The following is a 22,219-nucleotide window of genomic DNA, read 5'->3' as shown; positions in this document are numbered from 1 at the left end:
TAGCAGCGCAGAGGGCGCGCTAGGGTTGGCGAGCATGAGCGCAGACGAGGCCGCTACCGCCGCCGGGGAGCCGGCCGCGAACCCGGACGATCGGCTGGCCGAACGGGTGGAGGACCTGGCCCGGATCCTCGCGCGGCAGGCCGGCACCGTCGAACGGCTCGCGGACGCCGAGCGTGCCCGCGAGGCCCGCGATCGCGCCGGCGCCGACCTGCCGCTCGTGGTCGAGCTGTTCGCGCTCCTCGGCGAGGTGACCGCGTGCGCGGACACCGCGGAGTCGGAGCGGGAGCGCGCGGCCTTCGCCGCCGTGGCGTCGCGCGTCGAGCGCCTGCTCGTGGGCAGGGGCGGCACCGTCGTCGCCCCGGGGGTGGGGGACGCCTTCGACCCGGCCGTCATGGAGGCCGCCGACGTCGTACCCACCGACGACGAGGAGGCGGACCGCACCGTCGCCGAGGTCCTCACTCCCGGGCTCGGCGTGCCGGCGCGGAACGTACGCCCCGCACGGGTGGTGGTGCGAGCTTTCCGCTCAGCGTGATCGGAAGGGAACACCGCTCGCCGGTGTTTCGTTGCACCCCGACATGTCCTCTGTGGAAACCCCGTCGCGCGTACCCGCGCTGCTGAAGAACTTCGGCTTCCAGATCGTCGTCGGCCTCGTCGCCGGTGTCGTGCTCGGGCTGATCGCCCGGAACATGGCGCCCGCCGCGGACGGCAACGCGAACTGGCTGGTCGGCACGCTCAAGACGATCGGGTCCAGCTACGTCAAACTGCTCACCGTGGCCGTCGTGCCGCTCGTGGTGACCGCGGTGATCGCGTCGATCGCCAACCTGCGCAACGTCACCAACGCGGCCCGCCTCGCGGGGAAGACACTGCTGTGGTTCGCGATCACCGCCTTCATCTCGGTGGTCATCGGCATCATCCTCGGCCTGGTGCTGCAGCCCGGCGCGCACACCACGGTCACGGGCGAGGGCAAGGCGCCGTCGAGCACGGGCTCGTGGTGGGCCTTCATCACCGGCCTCGTCCCGTCCAACTTCCTCGGCCTCCAGGCCAAGGCGTCCGACGGTTCCGTCTCGCTCAGCTTCAACGTGCTGCAGGTGCTGGTGGTCGCCGCCGCGATCGGCATCGCCGCGCTCAAGGTGGGGGAGAAGGCCGAGCCCTTCATCGCCTTCAACGCCTCGCTGCTGGCGATCATCCAGAAGGTGCTGTGGTGGATCATCCGCCTCGCACCGATCGGCACCGCCGCGCTCATCGGCACCGCCGTCGCGACCTACGGCTGGGACGCCATCGGCTCCCTCGGCGTCTTCACCGGCGCGATCTACCTGGGCCTGCTCATCGTCGGTTTCGTCGTGTACCCGCTGATCATCCGGGCGCACGGCCTGTCGGTGAAGCAGTTCTTCAGCGGCGTGTGGCCGGCCGCACAGCTGGGCTTCGTCTCCCGCAGCTCGATCGGGACGCTGCCCGTCACCGAGCGGGTCACGGAGCGGAACCTCGGCGTCCCGCGCGAGTACTCCTCGTTCGCGGTTCCGCTCGGCGCGACCACGAAGATGGACGGCTGCGCGGCGATCTACCCGGCGATCGCCGCGATCTTCGTGGCGCAGTTCTTCCACGTGCCGCTCGGCATCACCGACTACCTGCTCATCGTGATCGTCTCGGTGGTCGGCTCCGCCGCGACCGCGGGCACCACCGGCGCGACGGTCATGCTGACGCTGACCCTCTCCACCCTCGGGCTGCCGCTCGCCGGCGTCGGCCTGCTGCTGGCCGTCGAGCCGATCGTCGACATGGGGCGCACGGCGCTCAACGTCACGGGCCAGGCGCTGGTCCCGACGATCGTCGCCAAGCAGGAGGGCATCCTCGACGAGGACGCCTACAACGCGCCGCGCACGGACGTCTACGCCGACGAGTCGGCCGAGGACCGGGTCCCCGCTACAGCGTGAGCACCACCCGCGTGCCCGCGGTGTCCGCCCGCCACACATCGGCGACGGACTCCGCGGGCACGGCGGTGACGTCCATCGCGATCCCGAGTTCGACCACGGCGTCGAGGATGGCCGGTCGTGCCGCGGCGACCTCGTCCGCCGTGAAGGATCCGAAACCGCTGCCCAGCAGGCGGATGTCGGTCGACCGCAGGAGCGCGCCGGGCAGCGTGATCTCCGCGCCCGCCATCGTGCCGATCTGCACGAACTCCGACGGTCCGCGCTTCTCGAGCGCGGCGAGGGTCAGTTCCGCGGGGCGGCCCCACAGGTAGTCGATGACCACGTCGATCTTCTCGCGGCGCAGCGCCTCCGCGATCTCCGCCTCCGGGGCGCTCAGGTCGACGGTCGCGTCCGCGCCCACCGTCTCGAGCACGTCGGTGTTGCGGCCCGCGGCGATCACGCGCGCGCCGAAGTGACGAGCCACCGCGACCGCGGGGCGTCCCGAGCCGCCGGTGGCACCGAGCACCAGCACCGTCTGCCCGGGGTGGACACGGGTGCGGACCGTCATCGCCATCCACGACGACATGACGGCGTTCACGGCGGCGGCGGCCTGCAGGTCGTCGAGTGCGTCCGGCACGTCGACCAGGGCCGCGGAGGGGACCACGATCGTCGGGGCAGCGGTGCCGGGCGCCGAGACGTACACCCGGCGGCCGTCCTCGGTGACCCCGACGCCGTCGACGCCGATGACGAAGCCCGGCGCCGCGGGGGCGGCGTAGTGCCTGCCCTCGGCGATGCCGCGGGCGAGGTTGTGCAGCGGGACCGCGCGCATCGACACCGTGACCAGGCCGGGGCCGGCGACGGGATCGGGGGCGTCGGCCCAGACGGGCGCATCGGCGTAGGTGGCGAGAACTGCTCTCATGCGGTCTCCTTAACGGCGTTAAATTCGATTCCACTTTAACACCGTTAAGCTGGCGGGGTGGGACTCGCACGGACGGATGTGGTGGCGGCGGCGCTGGAGGTGCTCGACGAGGTCGGGATCGAGGGGCTGACGCTGCGCCGGATCGCCGACCGCCTGCAGGTCAAGGCGCCCGCCCTGTACTGGCACGTCGCGTCCAAGCGCGACCTTCTGGACGAGATGGCCACCGAGCTGATGCGGCGCGCCCTGCCCGCGGGACCCGTCGCCGGCGATTGGCGCGCCGAACTGATGGACCGGGCCCGGCGGCTCCGGTCCGCCCTGCGCGCGCACACCGACGGCGCCCGCGTCTTCAGCGGGTCGAGGTTCACGGACGTCGCCGTCGTGCGCGCGAGTGAACGGCCGCTGCGGCTGCTGGTCGACGCCGGATTCCCGCTGCGCGACGCCGCGCTCGCGCTGTCCACCCTGCGGGACCTGGTGGTGGGGTTCGTCATCGAGGAGCAGGCGGTCTTCGGGGCCGACGGTGCGCCGGCCGAGGGCTACGACCCGGTCGCCCGCGCGGCCGCGATCGGCGCGGAGGAGTACCCCCTCGCGGCGCAGGCGGGGCCGACGGCGTGGGGTGCGCCCGACGATCGTTTCGACGACGCCGTGCGCTTCCTGCTCGACGGTCTCGCCGCGCGGCTACCCCGCTGAGTCGCGCCACAGGCGGCGCAACGCATCGTTGACCTCCACCGGGCGCTGTGTGTGCGGGTAGTAGCCGGGCACGCGCAGGCGGCGGGCGCCGATCCGGTCGGCCACAGCATCCGCGCAGGCGAGGAGCGGCTCGCCCGCGTACCGCCGGTACTCCTCGGGCGCGTCGTCCCACGTGCCGGTGATGACCAGCGCGGGCCACGGCGCGGCGGCCAGCGGCTGCAGTGGAGGATCCGCCTCCCAGACCGGTCGCTCCCGCATCGACGTCCGGACGGCGCGCAGTCGCTCCGGGGTCGGTTCCGGCACCGGCATCCCCATGCCCTCCGTCGAGAGTCGCAGGAAGTCCGCGGGTTCCGGGTCGGGCGGGGTGCCGGCGTGGGCGGCGCGGTCCAGCAGGGCGCGCACCGCCGGGTGGTCCGCCGCGGCTCGCAGGGCGGGCGGCTGGATCAGGGCCAGGGACCGCACGGCCTGCGGGCGTCGGGCTGCGGCCAGCATTGCGGCGAGTCCGCCGTTGGAGTGCCCGACGAGGTGCGCGCCGTCCTGGCACGTGTCGAGGAGCGCGACGAGATCCTCGGCGTCCGTGTCGAAGTCGCTCCGGTCCGTGTCCGGCGACCGGCCGTAGCCGCGGCGGTCCACCAGTAGCAGCGTCCGCTCGCCAGCGAGCGAACGCTGCGCGGCGAAGCCGTAGGCCTCGTCGTCGCCCCAGGTGAAGACGCCGTGGACGAAGATCGCGGGCGCGACGCCGGAGCGGGCGTCCGCGGGCCAGGCGGTGACGTGGACCGGCTCGGACATGCGGCCTCCCTCCGGTCGCTAGCGCGGCGCGACGGGTGCGAACGGCGCGGGCGGGTGCCCCCGCCACAAGCGGTGCGACTGTTCCTCGGGGTACGGCGCCGTCGTCGACGGATCGTCGAGGAGGCGGGTGGCCCGGCGGTCCTCGTCGTACCGCGGCCAGCCCGGATCGCCGGTGCCGCAGAACCGTACCCACGCGTGGAGCAACTCCTCCGAGAGGGCGTGCACCGCGGGTGCCGGGTCGTCGCCGAAGAGCATGCGCCCGGTCGGGCTGCCCGGTGTCCCGAACGCGAGCGGGACGTCGATGCTGTGGCACGCGCCGTACGCCGCGGACTCCCAGCGCACCTCGAAGAGGAACGTGGCGCCGCCGGCGCCGGCGTTCGCGTCCGCGAGCAGCACCGACGGCATCCGGAAAGTGGCATCGGAGGAGACGATCTCCATCAGCTCGTCCGCGGTCGCGCGCGGGTACGCGGCGCGGTAGTCCGCGGGGTCGCCGGGGGCGAACACGTCGAGCGCGCGGGTCACGTCGGCGTCGGTGAACGTGCCGCGGAGTCCCATCATGACGCTGAACAACCGGAACTCGTCGCGCATGTGCCCGGCGAGGAGGTCGACGCCCGCGGCGCGCCCCGAGGCCAGGGCCTCCCACGGGGTCTCGGTCAGGAGGTCGCCGTCGATCACGGGGCAGACGACGATCCCCAGTTGCGCGAGGCCGCCCCACCGATCCCGGTGGGCGGGCGCGTCGTGACAGAGGGCCGTGACCTCGTCCGCGAGCCGCTGCGGCGCGACCTCGGCGAGGCCGGCCGCCGTGGGGTCGACGCAGAGGCGGGCGGCGAGCGCCGCGGTGACCTCCGTCGCCAGCGCGGGGGTGATGTGCAGCCCGGGAACCGAATGGGTGATGGCCCGCCGGAACAGCGTCCGGGCGCGGGGGATCGCGAGCAGCGCCGCGACCGATCCCGCGCCGCCCGACGTGCCGGCGATCGTGACCGCGCCGGGGTCGCCCCCGAACGCGGCGATGTTCCGCCGGATCCACTCGAGCGCCGCGATCTGATCGAGCAGTCCCCGGTTCGACGGTGCGCCGTCCAGCAGGGCGAAACCCTCGGCGCCCATGCGGCACTGGACGCTCACGACCACGAGGCCCGTGGTGGCGAGCGCGGTGGGGTCGAACATCGGATCGGCCGCGGTCCCCGCCATGTAGCCGCCGCAGCAGATCCACACCAGGACCGGCAGCCCGGACCGGCCGGTGTCGGGGGCGCACACGTTGACGGTGAGCCAGTTCGTGTCGTCCGAGGCGTCGGCCTGCGGTCCGGGCCCGGACTGCGGCGGTGGGGGACCGAACTCGGCCGCAGGACGCACGCCGTCCCAGTGGGGGACCGGCGCGGGCGCCGCGAAGCGCAGCGGCCCGACGGGCGGCTGCGCGTAAGGGATGCCGCGGAAGACGACGGTGCCCTCGGTGCGTACTCCCTCGACGACGCCCTCCTTCGTCCTGACCCGCGGTCGTTCCTGCATGTCGGCCTCCTCGGAGTCGGCGTGTCCCGCCCTCGACGTTATCATCCACTTGTATTATTTCAAGTGTATTGAGACCGAAGGGAGTCGCCGTGCCGAAACAGGTCGATCACCGGGAACGCCGCGAGGTGATCGCCCGCGCCCTGTGGCGCGTGGTCGATCAGCGCGGCGTCCTGCGGTTGAGTCTGCGCGAGGTCGCCAAGGAGGCGGGGATGTCGCACGGCCAGGTGCAGCACTACTTCACCTCGCGGCGCGAACTACTCACCTTCGCCATGGACTTCGCCGCGGACCGGACCGGGGAGCGCGTCGGCGACGGGCTCGCGGAACTCGGGCCGGAGCCGCACCCGCGCGCCGTCCTGCGAGTGACGCTGACGGAGATGCTGCCCCTGCATCCCGACGCGCGGGCCACCAGCCGGATGAGCGCCGCGTACGTGCTCGAGGCCCTGCACGACGACGGCCTCCGCGTCCGTGCCCGCGACGGGATGCTGCGCGCGCGGGCGCAGGTCGAGGAGCTGATCGCGCAGGCGATCGCCGACGGGCTGATCTCCGCGGACCGTGCACCGTCGACCGAGACCGACCGGTTGCTCGCGGTCACCGGGCTGACCCCGCTCCTCGATCTCGGCGTCATCACCGCCGAGGACGCGCTGGCCGCGGTCGACCGCCACCTGGACGACCTCTTCGACGCCTGAGCCGGAGCGTTTTTTGCGATTCGATGACGAGTGCGTAACCGGTGATTGCCGATGCGGTCCGTCGAGGTGAGGAGCCCTTTAAGGTTGCTCGCATGTCTGACCTACTGGCGACCCTGAACGAGTACGTGTGGAGCCCCGCGCTCATCTACCTGTGCCTCGGCGTGGGTGTCTACTTCTCGATCCGCTCGAGGCTGGTGCAGGTGCGCCAGATCCCCGCGATGCTCGGGCAGCTCATCCACGGCGAGAAATCGGCGTCCGGGGTGAGCTCCTTCCAGGCGCTCGCGATGTCGCTGGCCGGGCGCGTGGGCACCGGCAACATCGCCGGCGTCGCCACCGCGATCGCGTTCGGCGGCCCCGGCGCCGTCCTGTGGATGTGGGTCATGGCCTTCCTCGGCGCGTCCACCTCGTACGTCGAGTGCACGCTGGGGCAGATCTACAAGGAGCGCGACCGGCTCACCGGCGAATACCGCGGCGGTCCCGCCTACTACTTCCGCCGGGCGCTCGCGAACGGGAAGTACGCGGTGGTCGGGAACGTCTACGGCCTGCTCTTCGCCGCCGTCACCGTCCTGGCCTGCGGGCTGCTGATGCCGATGGTGCAGTCCAACTCGATGGCGGTCGCGATGGAGGGCGCCTGGGGCGTCGAACCCTGGGTCGTCGCCCTCGGCACCGTCATCGTGCTGGCCTTCGTCATCATCGGCGGCGTGAAGCGGATCGCGACCTTCGCCTCCGTCGTCGTCCCGTTCATGGCGATCCTCTACATCGCCGCCGCGCTCATCATCATGGCGTTCAACGCCGACGCCATCCCCGGCGTGATCCAGTTGATCGTCCGCGAGGCCTTCGACCTGTCCGCCGGCTTCGGCGCCCTCATCGGCACCGCCGTCATGTGGGGCGTCAAGCGCGGCGTCTACTCGAACGAGGCCGGGCAGGGCACCGGCCCGCACGCCGCCGCGGCCGCCGAGGTCAGCCACCCCGCCAAGCAGGGGCTCGCGCAGGCCTTCGCCGTGTACGTCGACACGCTGTTCGTCTGCTCCGCCACCGCGTTCATCATCCTCAGCACCGGCGCCTACCGCGTCTTCGAGGGCGACTCCGCCTCCGGCCGCGTACTGGCCGACGGCGGTGCGCTCGTCGGCGACCCGGAGGTCGGGCCGGCGTACGCGCAGCAGGGCTTCGACACCGTCTTCAACGGCTCGGGCGCGAGCTTCATCGCCATCTCGCTGGCCTTCTTCTGCTTCACGACGATCGTCGCCTACTACTACATGGCGGAGACGAACCTGCGCTTCCTGATGGGCCGCTTCGCCGTCGTGGTGATCCCGGTGCTCAACTCCGCGCTCGGCCGGGTCCTCACGATGCTGCTGCAGATGCTGATCCTCGCGTCGGTGGCGATCGGCGCGGTCTCCACCGCCAAGGACGCCTGGGCGATGGGCGACCTCGGCGTGGGGCTCATGGCATGGCTCAACATCATCGGCATCCTGGTCCTGCAGAACGCGGCCTTCACGGCGCTCCGCGACTTCGAGCGGCAGCAGAAGCTGGGCGTCGACCCGCAGTTCGACCCGACGCCGCTGGGCATCGTGGGCGCCACGTTCTGGGAGGAACGCGCCGCCGACCGCCGCGCCGACCCGGTCGACGCGTAGCGCGACTGCGTCGACCCCTGACGCGACCCGACGACGCCGGGCCGGCGCGGCACCGTCGACCTGCTTCCGTCCCGGCGATTTCGCAGGTCGGCGCCGCGGGCGTACACTGACTCCTGCGCTCCGTCCAGATGGCGGGGTGACTACGCGTGTTCCTTTCAGGCGCCCTGGTCCGTTCTGGGCGCTGCCGTGCAGCGCGGTCTCCTTCTCGAAGGAGTGCAGTGCGGCGGAACACCAGGACACCGCGCATCGCCTCTCGGCCGCTGACCGGCGGAAACGAGGGTCGTCGCGGCGTGTACAACTGCAACTACGAAAGAGGCATCATGGCTGTCGTCACCATGAAGCAGCTGCTGGACAGCGGCGCGCACTTCGGTCATCAGACCCGTCGGTGGAACCCGAAGATGAAGCGCTTCATCTTCACCGACCGCAACGGCATCTACATCATCGATCTGCAGCAGACGCTGACCTACATCGACAAGGCCTACGAGTTCGTCAAGGAGACCGTCGCCCACGGTGGCACCGTCCTCTTCGTCGGCACCAAGAAGCAGGCCCAGGAGTCGATCGCCGAAGAGGCCACCCGCGTCGGCATGCCCTACGTGAACCAGCGCTGGCTGGGCGGCATGCTCACCAACTTCCAGACGGTCCACAAGCGTCTTCAGCGCATGAAGGAGCTGGAGACCATGGAGCAGACCGGTGGCTTCGAGGGTCGCACCAAGAAGGAAATCCTCATGCTCACGCGTGAGAAGAACAAGCTCGAGCGCACCCTCGGCGGTATCCGCGACATGGCCAAGGTCCCCTCGGCCATCTGGGTCGTGGACACCAACAAGGAGCACATCGCCGTGGGCGAGGCCCGCAAGCTGGGCATCCCGGTCATCGCGATCCTCGACACCAACTGCGATCCCGACCTCGTCGACTACCCGATCCCGGGCAACGACGACGCGATCCGCTCCGCCGCCCTGCTGACCAAGGTCGTGGCTTCGGCCGTGGCCGAGGGCGTGCAGGCCCGCGCGGGCGTCGCCACCGGCGACGCCAAGCCCGAGGCCGGCGCCGGCGAGCCCCTCGCCGAGTGGGAGCAGGAGCTGCTGGAGTCCGCCACCGTCGCGACCCCCGCCGCCGAGGCGCCCGCGACCGAGGCGCCGGCCACCGAGACCCCGGAAGCCTGATCGTTTCCGGTCGCACGACCTTCCCTTCTTAGACAGGAGCCGCATACATGGCGAACTACACCGCCGCTGACGTCAAGCGTCTCCGCGACCTCACCGGGTCGGGGATGATGGACTGCAAGAACGCGCTCACCGAGACCGACGGCGATTTCGACAAGGCCGTCGAGGTACTGCGCATCAAGGGCGCGAAGGACGTCGGCAAGCGTGCCGGTCGTTCCACCGCCGAGGGCCTCGTGGCCGCCAAGGACGGCGTGCTGATCGAGCTCAACTCCGAGACCGACTTCGTCGCGAAGAACGAGGAGTTCCAGCAGCTCGCCGACGCGATCGTCGCGGCCGCCGCCGCGTCGGACGCCGCCACCGTCGAGGCCGTGCTCGAGCTGCCGCTCGAGGGCGAGACCGTCGCGTCGCGCATCGAGGCCGCTTCGGCCAAGCTGGGCGAGAAGCTCGTGCTGCGCCGCATCGCGCGCTACGACGGCCCCGTGGCCGTCTACCTGCACAAGCGCAGCTCGGACCTGCCGCCCGCCGTGGGCGTGCTGGTCTCGTTCTCGGGCGAGGGCGACGCCGCCGCCGAGGCCGCTCGCGGCGCCGGCATGCAGGTCGCCGCGCTCAAGGCGAAGTACGCCAGCCGGGACGAGGTTCCGGCCGACGTCATCGAGAACGAGCGTCGCATCGCCGAGGAGACCGCGCGCGCCGAGGGCAAGCCGGAGCAGGCGCTGCCGAAGATCATCGAGGGCAAGACTATGGCCTACTACAAGGACACCGTCCTCCCGGACCAGCCGTCGGTGACCGACAACAAGAAGTCCGTCCAGCAGGTGCTGGACGAGGCCGGCGTGAAGGTGCTCGCCTTCACCCGCTTCGAGGTCGGCCAGGAGTAACCCTCCGACTCGCGTACGAGGCCCGCACCGATACGCCGGTGCGGGCCTCGTCGTCTCTCCACCCCGGAATTGAACACCGTTTCCGTCCACCGCGACCTGCGGATTCGCTGTCCGAAACAGTGTTCAATTCCGGGGCGGGGTGGGCGTGCGGAAATCTTCAAGCCCGACGGCGCCGCCGGATGCCAGAGTCGGGGCATGAACACGACACGCAGAGACAACAACATCTGGCCGGGACTCACCTACGACGACCCGCTCGCCGCCCGCGAGTGGCTGCGAGGCCTCGGATTCGAGGACGGGATCCTCGTCGAGGGCGACGGTGACGGCGAGGTCGTTCACTCCGAGATGCTCTGGCCCGACGGAGGCCGGGTCATGATCCACTCCGCCGGCAAACAGGACAAGACCTTCTCCGCGCCCACCGGGAGCGGCAACCTGTACGTGGTCGTCACCGACCCCGACGCCGTGTACGCCCGCGCCACCGATCTCGGCGCCCGCCTGGTGCGGGACATGCGCGAGGAGGACTATGGGTCGCGAGGATTCTCCGTCGCCGACCCGGAGGGCAACACGTGGAGTTTCGGTACCTACGCGGGGTGACCGCGCCCGGGATCGCCCGGAGCGCCGCCTACGACATCAGCGGCGTCGTTCCGGGCACCCACCTCGCCGTCCCCTCGCCGACACTCACGATGATCATCGACCTCGGGCACGGCCTGGACCTGACGGGACCGGGGCTACCGGAGCGCACGTCCTTCCGCCTGTGCCTCTCCGGCATGCATCCCACGCCCTACCTCGTCCACCACGACGGGCTGCAGCGCGGCGTCCAGGTGGATGTGAAGCCCAGTCTCGTCCGGGCCCTCACCGGTGCCCCCGCGGCAGAGCTCGGCGGAGAGGCCGTCGAACTCGACGCGCTGCATCCCGGCCTCGCCGCCGAGTTGTACGGGCGCGTGTCGACGGCCCCCGTCGCGGACCGGGAGGCCGTCGCCGCCGCCGTCCTGGCGCGGTACGCGACGTCGGGGCACGAGGTGCAGCCCGACGCCGCCGCGGCGTGGGCCCACCTCGCCGCCCGGCAGGGGCGGGTCACCGTCGCCGAACTCGTCGAGCGCTCGGGGTGGTCGGCCCGGTACCTGGCGATGAAGTTCACGGCCGAGTTCGGCATGGGCATCAAGCAGGCGGCCCGGCTCATGCGCTTCGACGCCGCACGCCGCGCCCTCGAGGCGGGGGAGAGCGCCGCCGACGTGGCCGCGCGGGCGGGCTACGCCGACCAGGCGCACCTGAGCCGCGAGGTCCGCGCCTTCCTCGGGTACTCGCCGTCCGCCTACCTCGCGCGACGCAGGAGCGAGTTCACGCCTGTGTAGTGTCGCCGGGGTGTCCTGGATCCGGCGTGCGATCGCAATCGTCCTCGCGGCGAGCCTCGTGCTCGCCGCCGGGGCGTCGACGACGATCGGCGGCGGCAGCGGCTACGTGCACTACCAGACCAACGGGACGAGCTACATCCCCGACCTCCCGGGCGGTGCCCAGTACGTGTCCATGGGCGACAGCTACGCGGCGTCCGGCTCCCACGCCAAGGTCCGGCCCATGGACCTGTGCGCCCGCAACGGCGACGACCTCGGCCACGTCCTCGCCCAGCGGCTGCAGCCCTACTCGTTCACCGACCGGGCGTGCTCGGGGGCGACCCTCGACGACCTCACCCAGCCCTCGCCGAAGCCCAACACCTCGCCGCAGCTGTACGGCGTCGGACCGTTCACCCGGCTCGTCACCGTCATCATCGGGGCGAACTCGCTCGGTTTCGGGAACATCGTGGTGCACTGCCTCGGCGCCCCCGACGATCGCTGCGCCGCCGCCGCCACGCAGGACCTGCCCGGTTCGCAGGGCTGGAACTTCGTCCGCGCGCAGTACGCGGCCACCGTCGACGCCATCAAGAAGGCCGCCGCCCCGGACGTGCGGGTCGTGCTCGTCGGCTACCTCCCGCTGTTCCCGCTCGACGGTCCGCTCGACCGCGCGTGCCTGGACCGGGCCGGGATCCCGGAGGAGAACGTCGGGCACTGGCGCACCTGGTACCGCAGCCTCGACCGGCTCATCCGCGAGGTCGCGGCGGACCGTCGGGTCATGTACGTCCAACCCCCGATGGATCGCACCGCGTGCGACCCCGACCCGTACGTGCGCCTGGGCGGGATCAAGCTCCAGGCGCAGGAACCCGAGGCCAACGGACTGCACCCGACGGTGGCCGGACAGCGCGCGCTGGGCAACCTGATCGAGGACCGGCTCCGAGGAACAGCGCCGCCCGCATAGGATGGTCGTCGTGACGGACACGGCCCAGGGACAGCAGACGGATCAGGACACGGAGCAACAGGTGCGGCACGGCTACAAGCGCGTGCTGCTCAAGCTGGGCGGCGAGATGTTCGGCGGCGGGGAAGTCGGGCTCGATCCCGACGTGGTGAGCACGGTCGCGCAGCAGATCGCGGAGGTCTCCCGCAGCGGCCACGAGATCGCCGTGGTGATCGGCGGCGGTAATTTCTTCCGCGGCGCGGAACTGCAGAACCGCGGCATGGACCGGGCCCGCTCGGACTACATGGGCATGCTCGGCACCGTGATGAACTGCCTCGCCCTGCAGGACTTCCTGCAGAAGGAGGGCGTCGACACCCGCGTCCAGACCGCGATCACCATGGGCCAGGTCGCCGAGCCGTACCTGCCGCTGCGCGCCAAGCGCCACCTCGAGAAGGGGCGCGTGGTGATCTTCGGCGCCGGGATGGGCATGCCCTACTTCTCCACCGACACCACCGCCGCCCAGCGCGCGCTGGAGATCGGTGCCGAGGTCGTGCTCATGGCGAAGGCCGTCGACGGCGTGTACGACAGCGACCCGCGCACCAACCCCGAGGCGAAGCTCTTCGACGAGATCACGCACCGCGCCGCGCTCGAGAAGGGCCTCAAGGTGGCCGACGCGACCGCGTTCAGCCTCTGCATGGACAACAAGATGCCGATGCTGGTGTTCAATCTTCTGGAGGAGGGCAACATCGCCCGCGCCGTCGCGGGGGAGAACATCGGCACCCTCGTCCGGCCGTGACGCCGGACCCGACCACCCATTTCGTAGCAAAGGACGTGTGACCCAAGTGATCGACGAAACGCTCTTCGACGCCGAGGAGAAGATGGAGAAGGCCGTCTCGGTGGCCCGGGAGGACTTCCAGTCGATCCGCACCGGTCGCGCGAATCCGGCGATGTTCTCCAAGGTGGTCGTGGACTACTACGGCTCGCCCACGCCGATCACCCAGATCAGCTCCATCACCACGCCCGAGGCGCGGCTCGTGGTCATCAAGCCCTACGAGGCGAACCAGCTCGGCAACATCGAGACGGCGATCCGCAACTCCGACCTGGGCGTGAACCCCACCAACGACGGCCAGCTGATCCGCGTCGGCATCCCGCAGCTCACCGAGGAGCGCCGCAAGGAGCTGGTGAAGCAGGTCAAGGGCAAGGGCGAGGACGCCAAGGTCTCCATCCGCAACGTGCGCCGCAAGGCGAACGACCAGCTCGCCAAGATCGTCAAGGACGGTGACGCCGGGGAGGACGAGGTGGCGCGCGCCGAGAAGGAGCTCGACAAGACGACGGCCAAGTACGTCGCCCAGATCGAGGACCTCGTGGCGCGCAAGGAAGCCGATCTGATGGAGGTCTAGCCGTGCCGGATACCCCCGACTCGGTCGGCTCCGACGCTCCGACACCGGGAACACCCGACGCGGATCAGGAGTCCGGGAAGCGCAAGATCAGCGCGGGACGCAACCTCCCCGCCGCGATCGGCGTGGGCGTGAGCCTGGGCGCGCTCATCGTCGCGATCCTGTACTTCGCCCCGCACCTGTGGGTGCCGCTGGTGGCCGCCGCGATGGCCGTCGCCACCTGGGAGGTGGTCAAGCGGTTCCGCGCCGCCGGCACCAACCTGGAGCTGTGGCCGATGCTCATCGGCGGCCAGGCGATCATCTGGCTGAGCTGGCCGCTCGGGACCGAGGGCGTGCTCGCCGCGTTCGTGGCCACCGTGCTCGTCGCCATCGTCTGGCGCCTCCTGGGACACCAGAGCACCGCGGAGCCCAACTCCTTCACGCGCGACATCTCGACGACGGTGTTCGTGCTCGCGTGGGTGCCGCTGTTCGCGTCCTTCGGCGCCATGCTCGTGCTCCCCGAGGACCGCGGGCCGCAGCGCGTCGCGGCGCTCATCATCCTCGTGGTGTGCTCGGACGTGGGCGGCTACGCCTCGGGCGTGCTGTTCGGCAAGCACCCGATGGTGCCCGCCATCAGCCCGAAGAAGTCCTGGGAGGGCTTCGCGGGGTCGATGGTGGCCGGCGCGGTCGGCGCCGTGCTGGTGCTCAAGTTCCTGCTCGACGTGAACCCCGTGTGGGGCCTGCTCCTGGGGCCGGTCGTCGTCATCACGGCGACCCTGGGCGACCTGCTCGAATCCCAGGTCAAGCGCGATCTCGGCATCAAGGACATGGGCACCCTGCTGCCCGGCCACGGCGGCATCATGGACCGTCTGGATTCCCTGCTGCCCAGCGCGGTGGTGGTGTGGGCGGCGCTCACCGCCCTCATGGGGTCCTGACGCGCGGTCCCAGCGTGCGGGGTTCCCGACGCGCGGGTTCCCGGCGCGAGCCGGCCGGCTCAGCGGCGGCGCAGCGCCTCACGCAGCGGCCGCGGCGTGATCCCCTCGCGCCGCCGCGCCTTGCGCCGCGTCACCAGGACGCCGATCAGGGCGATCGCCCACAGCGGGTACTGCGCCATCCAGGCCGCGCGGAAGCCGTCGAAGGTGAGGCCGGCGCCGGAGCCCATGATCGACCCCATCGCCTGGATGAGGACGAGGCTCGCCAGGAAACCGCCGATGTTGACCATGCCCTGCGCGGTGCCGAGCACGCGCGTCGTGTTGAACGAGCGGGCGTAGTCGAAGCCGATAGCGGAACTCGGGCCACCGACGGCGATCACCAGCACCAGCAGCGTGAGCAGCCACACCGGCGACGGCTCGTCGCGCACCAGGACGACCGTCCACAGCGCCGCGCTGGCGAGGATGATCGTGATGACCATCCACGAACGGCGCACCGGGAAGCGGCCGGTGAGGAAGCCGATGACCGGCCCGGACGCCAGCGTCGCCAGCACGCCGAAACTGATGACACCGCCCGCCGCGCCCGACGAGAGGCCCTGGGCGTTCGTGAGGTACGGCACGCCCCACATCAGCATGAACGCGGTCACCGAGAACATCGTGCCCATGTGCGTGAAGAAGCCCAGCCGCGTGCCCGGGTGCATCCAGGTCGAGCGGAGGATCGCGGGGATCTCGGCGACCCGGACCGTGACGTGCGGTGCTGTGCGGCCGGGCGGCGCGTCGCGCACCGTCGCGAACACGGCCAGCGCCGCGAACACGCCGAGCCCCGCAGCGGAGGCGTAGGCCGATACCCACCCGCTGCCGTGCAGCAGGGAGAGGAAGGGCACCGCCGAGAGCACCTGGCCGAGCTGGCCCGTCATGCCCGTCAGCTGGGTGACCAGGGGGATCCGGCGCACCGGGAACCACGCCGGAACCAGGCGGAGCACCGAGACGAACGTCAGCGCGTCGCCGCTGCCGACGGCGACACGGCCCGCGATCGCGAGCGGGAGGGAGTCGGTGAGCGCCAGTGTCAGCTGCCCCAGCGCCATCAGGAGTGCCCCGCTGACGATCAGCCGGCGCGAGCCGAACCGGTCCAGCAGCAGGCCGGCCGGGATCTGCATGCCCGCGTAGACGACGAGCTGGAGCACCACGAACGCCGCGAGCGTCGCCGGGGCGGCCCCGAACCGTGCACCGGCCTCCGTACTGGAGACGCCGAACGACGTGCGCTGCAGGATCGCCACCACGTAGGCGAGAGTCGCCACCGACCAGACGACCCATGCGCGCATGCGTCCATCGTTTCATCGTCCTCGCGGCACGCGCACCGCAACCCGGCGGATCCGAACGGGCGGATGCCCGGCCGGCGACCGGATCAGTCCTGCAGCTTCTTCGCCGCGCGGCGCAACTGCACGATCCGCAGTGCGCCCGCGAGGCCGACGAGGAGCGCCCCGCCGATGGCGGCGATGAGCAGTGAGACGCCGAGCGGCAGCGTCGCGGTCCAGAAGATCAGGTTGATCTCGGTGTTCTGCTGGTTCTGCACGATGAACACGAGCAGGAGCAGCAGGACGACGGCGCCGCCCACGAGGCCGGTCCACAGCGCGGCGGAGCGGGTGTGTTTGACCTGTTCGTAGGCGTCGCGCGTGTCGACCCGGCGCTTCGGCGCCGCGCCGGTGGATGCGCCGCTCGGGGCCCCGTCGGATTCCGGTGCGTCGACGGGGCCGCGCTCGGCGGGGAGGTTCGGTGCGCCGGCCGGATCCGCGTCGGGGGTGGGGATCCCGGCCGCTTCTTCGCGGTCCCGAAGGCGGTCTTCGTCCTGTGCCATGGCGTCATCCTGCCACCTCGGGGCGGAGAGCGACGGGGGACGCGCGGTGGCCCGGATCACGCTGGTCGGCGTCGCGCGGTCGACGTGGGAGAATGGGGGAGTTATGAGCACCTCCCTGCCCCTGGTATTCGACGCGCCCAAGCGCGGCAAGCCCCCGCGCCACCTGGCCGACCTCACCGACGACGAGCTGAAGCGGGCCGTCGTCGACCTCGGCCTGCCCGCGTTCCGCGCGAACCAGCTCGCCCGCCACTACTACGGCCGGCTCGAGGCCGACGCGGCCACCATGACCGACCTGCCCGCCGCGGCGCGCGGCACCGTCGGCGAGGCGCTGCTGCCCGAGCTGATGACGCCCGTGCGGCACATCGCGACCGACAACGGCACCACCCGCAAGACGCTGTGGCGCCTGCACGACGGCACCCTCCTGGAGTCGGTGCTCATGCGGTACACCGACCGCGCGACGTTGTGCATCTCCAGCCAGGCCGGCTGCGGCATGGCCTGCCCGTTCTGCGCCACCGGTCAGGGCGGCCTCGACCGCAACCTGTCGACCGCCGAGATCGTGGACCAGGTCCGCAGCGCGGCGAAGGCCATGCAGGACGGCGACGTCGCGGGCGGCCCGGGCCGGCTGTCGAACGTCGTCTTCATGGGCATGGGGGAGCCGCTCGCCAACTACAAACGCGTGGTGCAGGCGGTCCGCCGGATCACGTCGCCCGCGCCCGAGGGCCTGGGGATCTCGCAGCGGCACGTCACCGTCAGCACCGTGGGCCTCGCGCCCGCCATCCGGAAGCTGGCCGACGAGGGCCTGTCCGTGACGCTCGCCGTCTCGCTGCACACCCCCGACGACGAGCTCCGCGACACGCTGGTACCGGTGAACAACCGGTGGAGCGTGGCCGAGGTGCTGGATGCGGCGCGCTACTACGCCGACAGGACCGGCCGCCGGGTGTCGATCGAGTACGCGCTGATCCGCGACGTCAACGACCAGCCCTGGCGGGCCGACATGCTGGGCGAGAAGCTGCGGAAGAAGCTCGGCCAGTTCGCGCACGTGAACCTGATCCCGCTGAACCCGACGCCGGGCAGCGAGTGGGACGCCTCGCCGAAGGACCGACAGGACGAGTTCGTGCGCCGCGTGATCGCGCAGGGCGTCTCGTGCACCGTGCGCGATACGCGGGGCCAGGAGATCGCGGCGGCCTGCGGTCAGCTGGCCGCCGAGGAGAAGTAGCTCAGTACTTCCACTTCTTGCGGCGGGTGGACAGCCACTGCACGAGGATCACACCGAGGATCGCCACGGCGAAGCCGACGAGGAAGATGTCCTCGGTCTTGCCCTGGTGGTTGCCGTGCGTCATGAGCAGCAGGAACCCGGCGAACAGCACACCGGCGATGCGCGCGGTGGTGGGGGCGTTGCCGCTCCAGCCCCAGTCGCGCGACGGCACGTCGGCCTCGTCGACCTTCGAGGTGGTCTGGCGCTCCAGGTCGGTGGTTGCCACTCGCTTCTCCTTCGTCGCATCTGCGCTGAGCACCGGGCGGGGCCCGGGATACGGATGAATCCTATCCCGCTACGACCCTGCGTCGTACGAGGGGCGGCTCTTCCTGGGTAGCGTGGCGCGGGTGATCTTCCATCTCGCCCTCGTGACCGACTGGGACGCCGCCCGCGCGGCCGGGGAGTACGCGGTGTCCACCCGCGGCGCCACGCTCGCGGAGGTGGGTTTCGTCCACTGCTCCACCGCCGAGCAGTGGCGGGGCGTGCGTGAGCGGTTCTACGCCGACGTCCCCGCGTCGGACCTCGTGCTGCTGTCGATCGACCCGACGGGGCTCGACCTGCGGTACGAGCCGCCCGTCCCCGCCGGCGCCGACGAGCTGTTCCCACACGTCTACGGCCCGATCCCGGTGTCCGCGGTGGTCGGCGTCGAGGCCCTGCCGGAGTGAATGAGGCATAGACTGAGGCCGCGACCGGAAACATGTCGTACCGAGGTCTTACCGTCACCACAACGAGAGGGGGTGCCGATATGGCTCAGCCCACCTACTCGTTCCCCGACTACTGGGGCGAGGCCGATCTCGACGTGCTGCCGGACGACGGGCACCGCTACGAGATCGTGGACGGGAGCCTGCTGGTGACGCCACCACCGTTGGACGGACATCAAGGGATCGGCGTGAATCTGCTCGTGACCCTCCGGTCGGTCATGCCGAGCGGATGGCGCGTGCTGTACGAGATCGGGGTGCGGGTTCCGGGCGGGAACTTCATTCCTGACGTCGTGGTTCTGAGGCCAGGCGCAGCGCGCGACGTCGAGTGGCGCGAATCCGAGGACGTAGCCCTCGTCATCGAGGTCGCGTCGAGGTCCACGCGGGTCACGGACCGCACCTTGAAGGCGGCGAAGTACGCGGAAGCCGGCATCGCCTCCTACTGGCGCGTCGACGCCGACGGCACGGTCACGATCCACACCGCGCCGGCGGACGACGAGTACACGCACGCGGCCGTGGTCCGTCCCGGAGAACGGGTGCTCATCGAGCAGCCGTTCCCGGTCGACTTGGTGCCGGCGGACCTCGTCGACTGACGGCCGCAGCCCGTCAGGCCCCGCCGTATTCCACGACGAAGGTGCCCCAGCCGAGCGGTGCGATGCGGTGCGCGCCGCCGTCCGCGAGGGCGCCCAGCTCCTCGGCCGTGCGCAGGCCACCGCCGTACAGGCACAGGTTGCGCAGGTCGTCCTCGGTCTCGTGGTCGTCGGTGGTCGCGGGGTCGAGCACGTTCCCGACGAAGACCACCCGGGCGGCGCTGTCGCGCAGCGTGGTGATCAGCAGCTCGGCATCCGCGTCGGGGAGGGTCTGCAGCACGTCGATGCCCACCACCAGGTCGTAGCGCTGCGGCAGGGGAGCGAAGACGGTGCCGGGCGCGGCGGTCACCCGGCCGAGCCGCTCGGTCGCGACCGTCGCGATCTCCCGCTCGACGGTGCTGGGCATGCCGACGATCGCGACCGTGACGTCGGGGAGCAGGCGCGCCAGGTTGTCGGCGTAGACGCCGGCGCCGTCGCCGAAGACCGCGATCGTCCGCACGCCGCGGACGTCGACGGCCTCGGGCAGCGCCGGGGCGCGATAGGTGGCCCAGCGGCTCGCGGCGGCGTGCAGCTGTTCGGCGAGGTCCTCGTCCTCCGCGCGTGCCCGCCGGAGGTCGCCGCCCTCGAAGGGCACCGCGGTGCCCGTGCGGACGGCGTCCGCCAGGTGCACGAAGGACAAGTCGAGGCGGGTGCGCAGTTGCCCCTGGTGCAGGCCGCCGGCGAGGAGCTCGTCGGGATCGGTGAGCAGCGCGCCGCGGGCGGTCAGGGCGTAGCCGCCGTCGGTGTGCGCGACGAAGTCCAGGAGGGCCAGGTGCCGCAGCAGCTTCGCGGTTGCGCGCGCATCGGTGCCGCAGGCGGCGGCGATCGCGGCGGGCGTGACGGCACCGTCGTCGATGGCGGTGAACAGGCCGAGCGTGACCGCTGCGCGGACGGCGAAGGGCGGCAGCAGTTCCGTCATCTCGTGGATCTCGGAGGCGACGTTCTGGTCCCGGCTGGTGTCCACGAGTTCGGCGTCGCCGTCCACGGTGGCGACCTCGCGGTGACGCCAGTAGCCGGTGATCTCCACCCGGTTCTTGTCCAGGCCCTTCTCGTTCTTCGCCCAGCGGCGCAGCGGCTTGATGGCCAGGGTCTCCCCGGCCACCCACAGGAAGGGGCGCTCGCCGCGCCACGCGGTGTTCTGCACGGTCTCGACGAGGCGCGACGCGCCACCGGCCTCCGAACGGAAGAGCCACACGATCTCCACGTCGCCCGCGGTCGTCAGCTCCTGGCGGTGGCCGGGCTCGGCGACCTCGATCACGGCGGTGGCCCGCATACCCGCGGGCAGCATCTCGAGGCAGCGGCCGATCGCCGGCAGCGCGGTCTCGTCGCCCGCGAGGAGGAGCCAGTCCACGTCGCGGGGGAGAGCCGCGGAATGCTTGGGACCGGCGATGAGCACCGTGGATCCGACCTCGACGCGGCGCGCCCAGGTCGCCGCGAGACCCGTCCCGTGGAGTACGAAGTCGAGGGTCATCTCGCCGGCGTCGGCGTCGAACTCGCGAACGGTGTAGGTGCGGGCGTGCTCGAAGGAGCCGTCGGTCCAGTCCACCCGCCCCTGGTCGGTGTTCTTCGGCACCTCGAAGGGGAACTCGCCGGTCCGCAGGTCGGGGAGCAGCACCTTGACGTCGTCGTCGAAGCCGGAGCTGTGCACGGGCGGCAGTCGCACCCCGTCGCGCTCGTGCGGCCCCATCGCGTCGCCGCCCACCACGATCCGGCGCATCCCGGGCGTCACGTCCGACACCCGCAGCACGTCGAACTCGCGGAGGCAGATCGGGAACACCGCGCCGTCGCGGAGTGTGCTGGCCATCGTGGACGTCCCTTTCGTCGGCTTCCATGCAAGGCTAGCCTGCCCTGCCGGACCGTCGGCGACGGCGGACCGTCGGGCGGGGTGGGCCGCCGATAGGCTGAACCGGTGACCACCCGCGTCCTCATCCTCGGCAGCACCGGCTCCATCGGCACCCAGGCACTGGAGGTGATCGCTGAGAACCCCGACCGGTTCGAGGTGGTCGGCCTCGGTGCCGGCGGCGGCAACCCGGAGCTGCTCGCGGAGCAGGCCCGCGCGACGGGCGTCGACGGTGCCCGGATCGGCATCGCGGACCCGGCCCGCGCCGCCGGGTTCGACGGTGCGCTGACCGGCCCGGACGCCATGACCCGCCTCGTGGAGACCGTCGACGCCGACGTGGTGCTCAACGGCGTCGTCGGCAGTCTCGGCCTCGGCCCGACCCTCGCCGCGCTCGACAGCGGCGCCCGGCTCGCCCTCGCCAACAAGGAGTCCCTGGTCGCGGGCGGATCGCTCGTCCTGAAGCGGGCCGCGGAGGGGCAGATCGTGCCCGTCGACTCCGAGCACTCCGCCATCGCGCAGTGCCTGCGAGGCGGCGCACCGTCGGAGGTGGACCGGCTGATCCTGACCGCGTCGGGCGGCCCCTTCTTCGGCCGCACCCGCGCCGAGCTCGCCGACGTCACCCCCGAGCAGGCCGGCAAGCACCCCACCTGGTCGATGGGGCCGATGATCACGCTCAACTCCGCGACGCTGGTGAACAAGGCGCTCGAGGTGATCGAGGCGCACCTGCTGTTCGGCGTGCCCTACGACCGCATCGACGTCACGGTGCACCGGCAGTCCGTCGTGCACTCGATGGTCACCTTCGTCGACGGGGCGACCATCGCCAAGGCCTCGCCGCCGTCGATGAAGCTGCCCATCGCGCTGGCCCTCGGCTGGCCCGACCGCGTGCCCGGCGCGAGCGCCCCCTGTGACTTCACGCAGGCGCACACCTGGACCTTCGCACCCGTCGACGACGAGGCCTTCCCCGCGATCGCCGTCGCCCGCGACGCAGGCACCCGCGGCGGCAGCCTCACGGCGGTCTTCAACGCCGCCAACGAGGTGGTCGCGCAGGCCTTCCTCGACGGCCGCACGTCGTTCCTCGCTATCGTCGACACGGTTGCGCAGGTCGTCGCCGACGGTGCCCAGTGGCAGGCCGAGCCGCGCGACGTCGCGGACGTGCTGGCGGCGGAGGAGTGGGCCCGCCGCCGGGCGTCCGAGCTGGTCGGGCTGGTCCGCTGACTGGCGGCGCGA

The 22,219-nt window shown here is 71.5% G+C and carries 24 protein-coding genes; 17 read left to right on the top strand and 7 right to left on the bottom strand.

Annotated features, from left to right (window positions below):
* Nucleotides 1-34 precede the first annotated feature (34 nt).
* Both grpE and ELY19_RS22165 read left to right on the top strand, forming a co-directional pair.
* Nucleotides 35-532 (top strand): nucleotide exchange factor GrpE, encoded by a 498-nt coding sequence (gene grpE, locus ELY19_RS22170; protein WP_126198418.1) that lies wholly within the window; start codon nucleotides 35-37, stop codon nucleotides 530-532.
* 43 nt (nucleotides 533-575) lie between these two features.
* Entirely contained in the window at nucleotides 576-1,928 is a 1,353-nt protein-coding gene (locus ELY19_RS22165; protein ID WP_126198417.1) for a dicarboxylate/amino acid:cation symporter, read from the top strand.
* Here ELY19_RS22165 and ELY19_RS22160 read toward each other — a convergent pair.
* On the bottom strand, nucleotides 1,918-2,823 hold the full coding sequence (locus ELY19_RS22160; protein ID WP_126198416.1) for a zinc-binding dehydrogenase: 906 nt from the start codon (nucleotides 2,821-2,823) through the stop codon (nucleotides 1,918-1,920). The genes ELY19_RS22165 and ELY19_RS22160 overlap by 11 nt on opposite strands.
* 57 nt (nucleotides 2,824-2,880) lie before the next feature.
* Here ELY19_RS22160 and ELY19_RS22155 point away from each other — a divergent pair, with 57 nt between their 5' ends.
* Nucleotides 2,881-3,510, top strand: coding sequence for a TetR/AcrR family transcriptional regulator C-terminal domain-containing protein (locus ELY19_RS22155; protein WP_126198415.1), 630 nt, complete (start codon nucleotides 2,881-2,883; stop codon nucleotides 3,508-3,510).
* On the opposite strand, the gene ELY19_RS22150 is transcribed toward ELY19_RS22155, so the two are convergent.
* The gene (locus ELY19_RS22150; protein ID WP_126198414.1) at nucleotides 3,499-4,299 is read right to left on the bottom strand and encodes an alpha/beta fold hydrolase; all 801 of its coding nucleotides are present in this window, start codon (nucleotides 4,297-4,299) and stop codon (nucleotides 3,499-3,501) included. The two genes, ELY19_RS22155 and ELY19_RS22150, sit on opposite strands and share 12 nt — an antisense overlap.
* Before the next feature lie 18 nt (nucleotides 4,300-4,317).
* A complete protein-coding gene (locus ELY19_RS22145; protein ID WP_126198413.1) occupies nucleotides 4,318-5,802 on the bottom strand; it encodes a carboxylesterase/lipase family protein in 1,485 nt (494 codons plus the stop codon).
* An 89-nt stretch (nucleotides 5,803-5,891) separates the two neighbouring features.
* On the opposite strand from ELY19_RS22145, the gene ELY19_RS22140 reads away from it, so the two are divergent.
* The 10 genes from ELY19_RS22140 to ELY19_RS22095 all read left to right on the top strand — a co-directional run bounded on the left by ELY19_RS22140 (nucleotide 5,892) and on the right by ELY19_RS22095 (nucleotide 14,721).
* Complete coding sequence (locus tag ELY19_RS22140; protein WP_126198412.1) at nucleotides 5,892-6,488, top strand: TetR/AcrR family transcriptional regulator; 597 nt, start codon at nucleotides 5,892-5,894, stop codon at nucleotides 6,486-6,488.
* Between the two features lie 92 nt (nucleotides 6,489-6,580).
* Entirely contained in the window at nucleotides 6,581-8,119 is a 1,539-nt protein-coding gene (locus ELY19_RS22135) for an alanine/glycine:cation symporter family protein (RefSeq protein WP_126198411.1), read from the top strand.
* 320 nt (nucleotides 8,120-8,439) lie between these two features.
* A complete protein-coding gene (rpsB, locus tag ELY19_RS22130) occupies nucleotides 8,440-9,279 on the top strand; it encodes a 30S ribosomal protein S2 (protein WP_068524919.1) in 840 nt (279 codons plus the stop codon).
* Between the two features lie 47 nt (nucleotides 9,280-9,326).
* Nucleotides 9,327-10,151, top strand: coding sequence for a translation elongation factor Ts (tsf, locus tag ELY19_RS22125; protein ID WP_126198410.1), 825 nt, complete (start codon nucleotides 9,327-9,329; stop codon nucleotides 10,149-10,151).
* A gap of 195 nt (nucleotides 10,152-10,346) precedes the next feature.
* On the top strand, nucleotides 10,347-10,742 hold the full coding sequence (locus tag ELY19_RS22120; RefSeq protein WP_126198409.1) for a VOC family protein: 396 nt from the start codon (nucleotides 10,347-10,349) through the stop codon (nucleotides 10,740-10,742).
* Nucleotides 10,739-11,500, top strand: a complete 762-nt coding sequence (locus tag ELY19_RS22115; RefSeq protein WP_227967037.1) for a helix-turn-helix domain-containing protein — start codon at nucleotides 10,739-10,741, stop codon at nucleotides 11,498-11,500. The genes ELY19_RS22120 and ELY19_RS22115 overlap by 4 nt, the downstream gene beginning before the upstream one ends.
* 10 nt (nucleotides 11,501-11,510) lie before the next feature.
* Nucleotides 11,511-12,434, top strand: coding sequence for an SGNH/GDSL hydrolase family protein (locus ELY19_RS22110; RefSeq protein ID WP_126198407.1), 924 nt, complete (start codon nucleotides 11,511-11,513; stop codon nucleotides 12,432-12,434).
* 1 nt (nucleotide 12,435) lies between these two features.
* Nucleotides 12,436-13,206 (top strand): UMP kinase, encoded by a 771-nt coding sequence (gene pyrH / locus ELY19_RS22105; RefSeq protein ID WP_249337654.1) that lies wholly within the window; start codon nucleotides 12,436-12,438, stop codon nucleotides 13,204-13,206.
* Between the two features lie 46 nt (nucleotides 13,207-13,252).
* Nucleotides 13,253-13,810, top strand: a complete 558-nt coding sequence (gene frr, locus ELY19_RS22100; protein ID WP_126198995.1) for a ribosome recycling factor — start codon at nucleotides 13,253-13,255, stop codon at nucleotides 13,808-13,810.
* A 2-nt stretch (nucleotides 13,811-13,812) separates the two neighbouring features.
* The gene (locus tag ELY19_RS22095; protein ID WP_416222718.1) at nucleotides 13,813-14,721 is read left to right on the top strand and encodes a phosphatidate cytidylyltransferase; all 909 of its coding nucleotides are present in this window, start codon (nucleotides 13,813-13,815) and stop codon (nucleotides 14,719-14,721) included.
* A gap of 59 nt (nucleotides 14,722-14,780) precedes the next feature.
* On the opposite strand, the gene ELY19_RS22090 is transcribed toward ELY19_RS22095, so the two are convergent.
* Complete coding sequence (locus tag ELY19_RS22090; protein WP_126198405.1) at nucleotides 14,781-16,037, bottom strand: MFS transporter; 1,257 nt, start codon at nucleotides 16,035-16,037, stop codon at nucleotides 14,781-14,783.
* Nucleotides 16,038-16,120: 83 nt separating this feature from the next.
* Nucleotides 16,121-16,570, bottom strand: coding sequence for a LapA family protein (locus ELY19_RS22085; RefSeq protein WP_126198404.1), 450 nt, complete (start codon nucleotides 16,568-16,570; stop codon nucleotides 16,121-16,123).
* Nucleotides 16,571-16,673: 103 nt separating this feature from the next.
* On the opposite strand from ELY19_RS22085, the gene rlmN reads away from it, so the two are divergent.
* Nucleotides 16,674-17,786: a dual-specificity RNA methyltransferase RlmN gene (rlmN, locus tag ELY19_RS22080; RefSeq protein ID WP_126198403.1), complete on the top strand. Its 1,113-nt coding sequence runs from the start codon at nucleotides 16,674-16,676 to the stop codon at nucleotides 17,784-17,786.
* A gap of 1 nt (nucleotide 17,787) precedes the next feature.
* Here the strand turns inward: rlmN and ELY19_RS22075 are convergent, their stop codons facing one another.
* Complete coding sequence (locus tag ELY19_RS22075) at nucleotides 17,788-18,051, bottom strand: DUF2631 domain-containing protein (protein ID WP_126198402.1); 264 nt, start codon at nucleotides 18,049-18,051, stop codon at nucleotides 17,788-17,790.
* 121 nt (nucleotides 18,052-18,172) lie between these two features.
* On the opposite strand from ELY19_RS22075, the gene ELY19_RS22070 reads away from it, so the two are divergent.
* A complete protein-coding gene (locus ELY19_RS22070; RefSeq protein WP_126198401.1) occupies nucleotides 18,173-18,490 on the top strand; it encodes a DUF952 domain-containing protein in 318 nt (105 codons plus the stop codon).
* Between the two features lie 80 nt (nucleotides 18,491-18,570).
* Entirely contained in the window at nucleotides 18,571-19,116 is a 546-nt protein-coding gene (locus tag ELY19_RS22065) for a Uma2 family endonuclease (RefSeq protein ID WP_197715951.1), read from the top strand.
* 13 nt (nucleotides 19,117-19,129) lie between these two features.
* Here the strand turns inward: ELY19_RS22065 and ELY19_RS22060 are convergent, their stop codons facing one another.
* Entirely contained in the window at nucleotides 19,130-20,956 is a 1,827-nt protein-coding gene (locus ELY19_RS22060; protein ID WP_126198399.1) for an SIP domain-containing protein, read from the bottom strand.
* Between the two features lie 105 nt (nucleotides 20,957-21,061).
* On the opposite strand from ELY19_RS22060, the gene dxr reads away from it, so the two are divergent.
* Nucleotides 21,062-22,207 carry a 1-deoxy-D-xylulose-5-phosphate reductoisomerase gene (gene dxr, locus ELY19_RS22055; RefSeq protein WP_126198398.1) on the top strand — a complete coding sequence of 382 codons (1,146 nt, stop codon included), beginning with the start codon at nucleotides 21,062-21,064 and terminating at the stop codon, nucleotides 22,205-22,207.
* The last annotated feature ends 12 nt before the right edge of the window (nucleotides 22,208-22,219 follow it).

Source organism: Tsukamurella paurometabola, from assembly GCF_900631615.1.
In the GTDB taxonomy this organism is placed as follows: domain Bacteria; phylum Actinomycetota; class Actinomycetes; order Mycobacteriales; family Mycobacteriaceae; genus Tsukamurella; species Tsukamurella paurometabola_A.
The sequence above is the reverse complement of the archived record's forward strand: the minus strand, read 5'-3'. Positions and strand labels throughout refer to the sequence as shown.

Coding starts and splice junctions, on each gene's coding strand:
- rlmN (WP_126198403.1), top strand. CDS start 16,674: ATGAGCACCTCCCTGCCCCTGGTATTCGACGCGCCCAAGCGCGGCAAG.
- grpE (WP_126198418.1), top strand. CDS start 35: ATGAGCGCAGACGAGGCCGCTACCGCCGCCGGGGAGCCGGCCGCGAAC.
- ELY19_RS22145 (WP_126198413.1), bottom strand. CDS start 5,802: ATGCAGGAACGACCGCGGGTCAGGACGAAGGAGGGCGTCGTCGAGGGA.
- ELY19_RS22060 (WP_126198399.1), bottom strand. CDS start 20,956: ATGGCCAGCACACTCCGCGACGGCGCGGTGTTCCCGATCTGCCTCCGC.
- ELY19_RS22065 (WP_197715951.1), top strand. CDS start 18,571: ATGGCTCAGCCCACCTACTCGTTCCCCGACTACTGGGGCGAGGCCGAT.
- pyrH (WP_249337654.1), top strand. CDS start 12,436: ATGGTCGTCGTGACGGACACGGCCCAGGGACAGCAGACGGATCAGGAC.
- ELY19_RS22165 (WP_126198417.1), top strand. CDS start 576: ATGTCCTCTGTGGAAACCCCGTCGCGCGTACCCGCGCTGCTGAAGAAC.
- ELY19_RS22085 (WP_126198404.1), bottom strand. CDS start 16,570: ATGGCACAGGACGAAGACCGCCTTCGGGACCGCGAAGAAGCGGCCGGG.
- ELY19_RS22150 (WP_126198414.1), bottom strand. CDS start 4,299: ATGTCCGAGCCGGTCCACGTCACCGCCTGGCCCGCGGACGCCCGCTCC.
- rpsB (WP_068524919.1), top strand. CDS start 8,440: ATGGCTGTCGTCACCATGAAGCAGCTGCTGGACAGCGGCGCGCACTTC.
- tsf (WP_126198410.1), top strand. CDS start 9,327: ATGGCGAACTACACCGCCGCTGACGTCAAGCGTCTCCGCGACCTCACC.
- ELY19_RS22160 (WP_126198416.1), bottom strand. CDS start 2,823: ATGAGAGCAGTTCTCGCCACCTACGCCGATGCGCCCGTCTGGGCCGAC.
- ELY19_RS22120 (WP_126198409.1), top strand. CDS start 10,347: ATGAACACGACACGCAGAGACAACAACATCTGGCCGGGACTCACCTAC.
- ELY19_RS22090 (WP_126198405.1), bottom strand. CDS start 16,037: ATGCGCGCATGGGTCGTCTGGTCGGTGGCGACTCTCGCCTACGTGGTG.
- ELY19_RS22135 (WP_126198411.1), top strand. CDS start 6,581: ATGTCTGACCTACTGGCGACCCTGAACGAGTACGTGTGGAGCCCCGCG.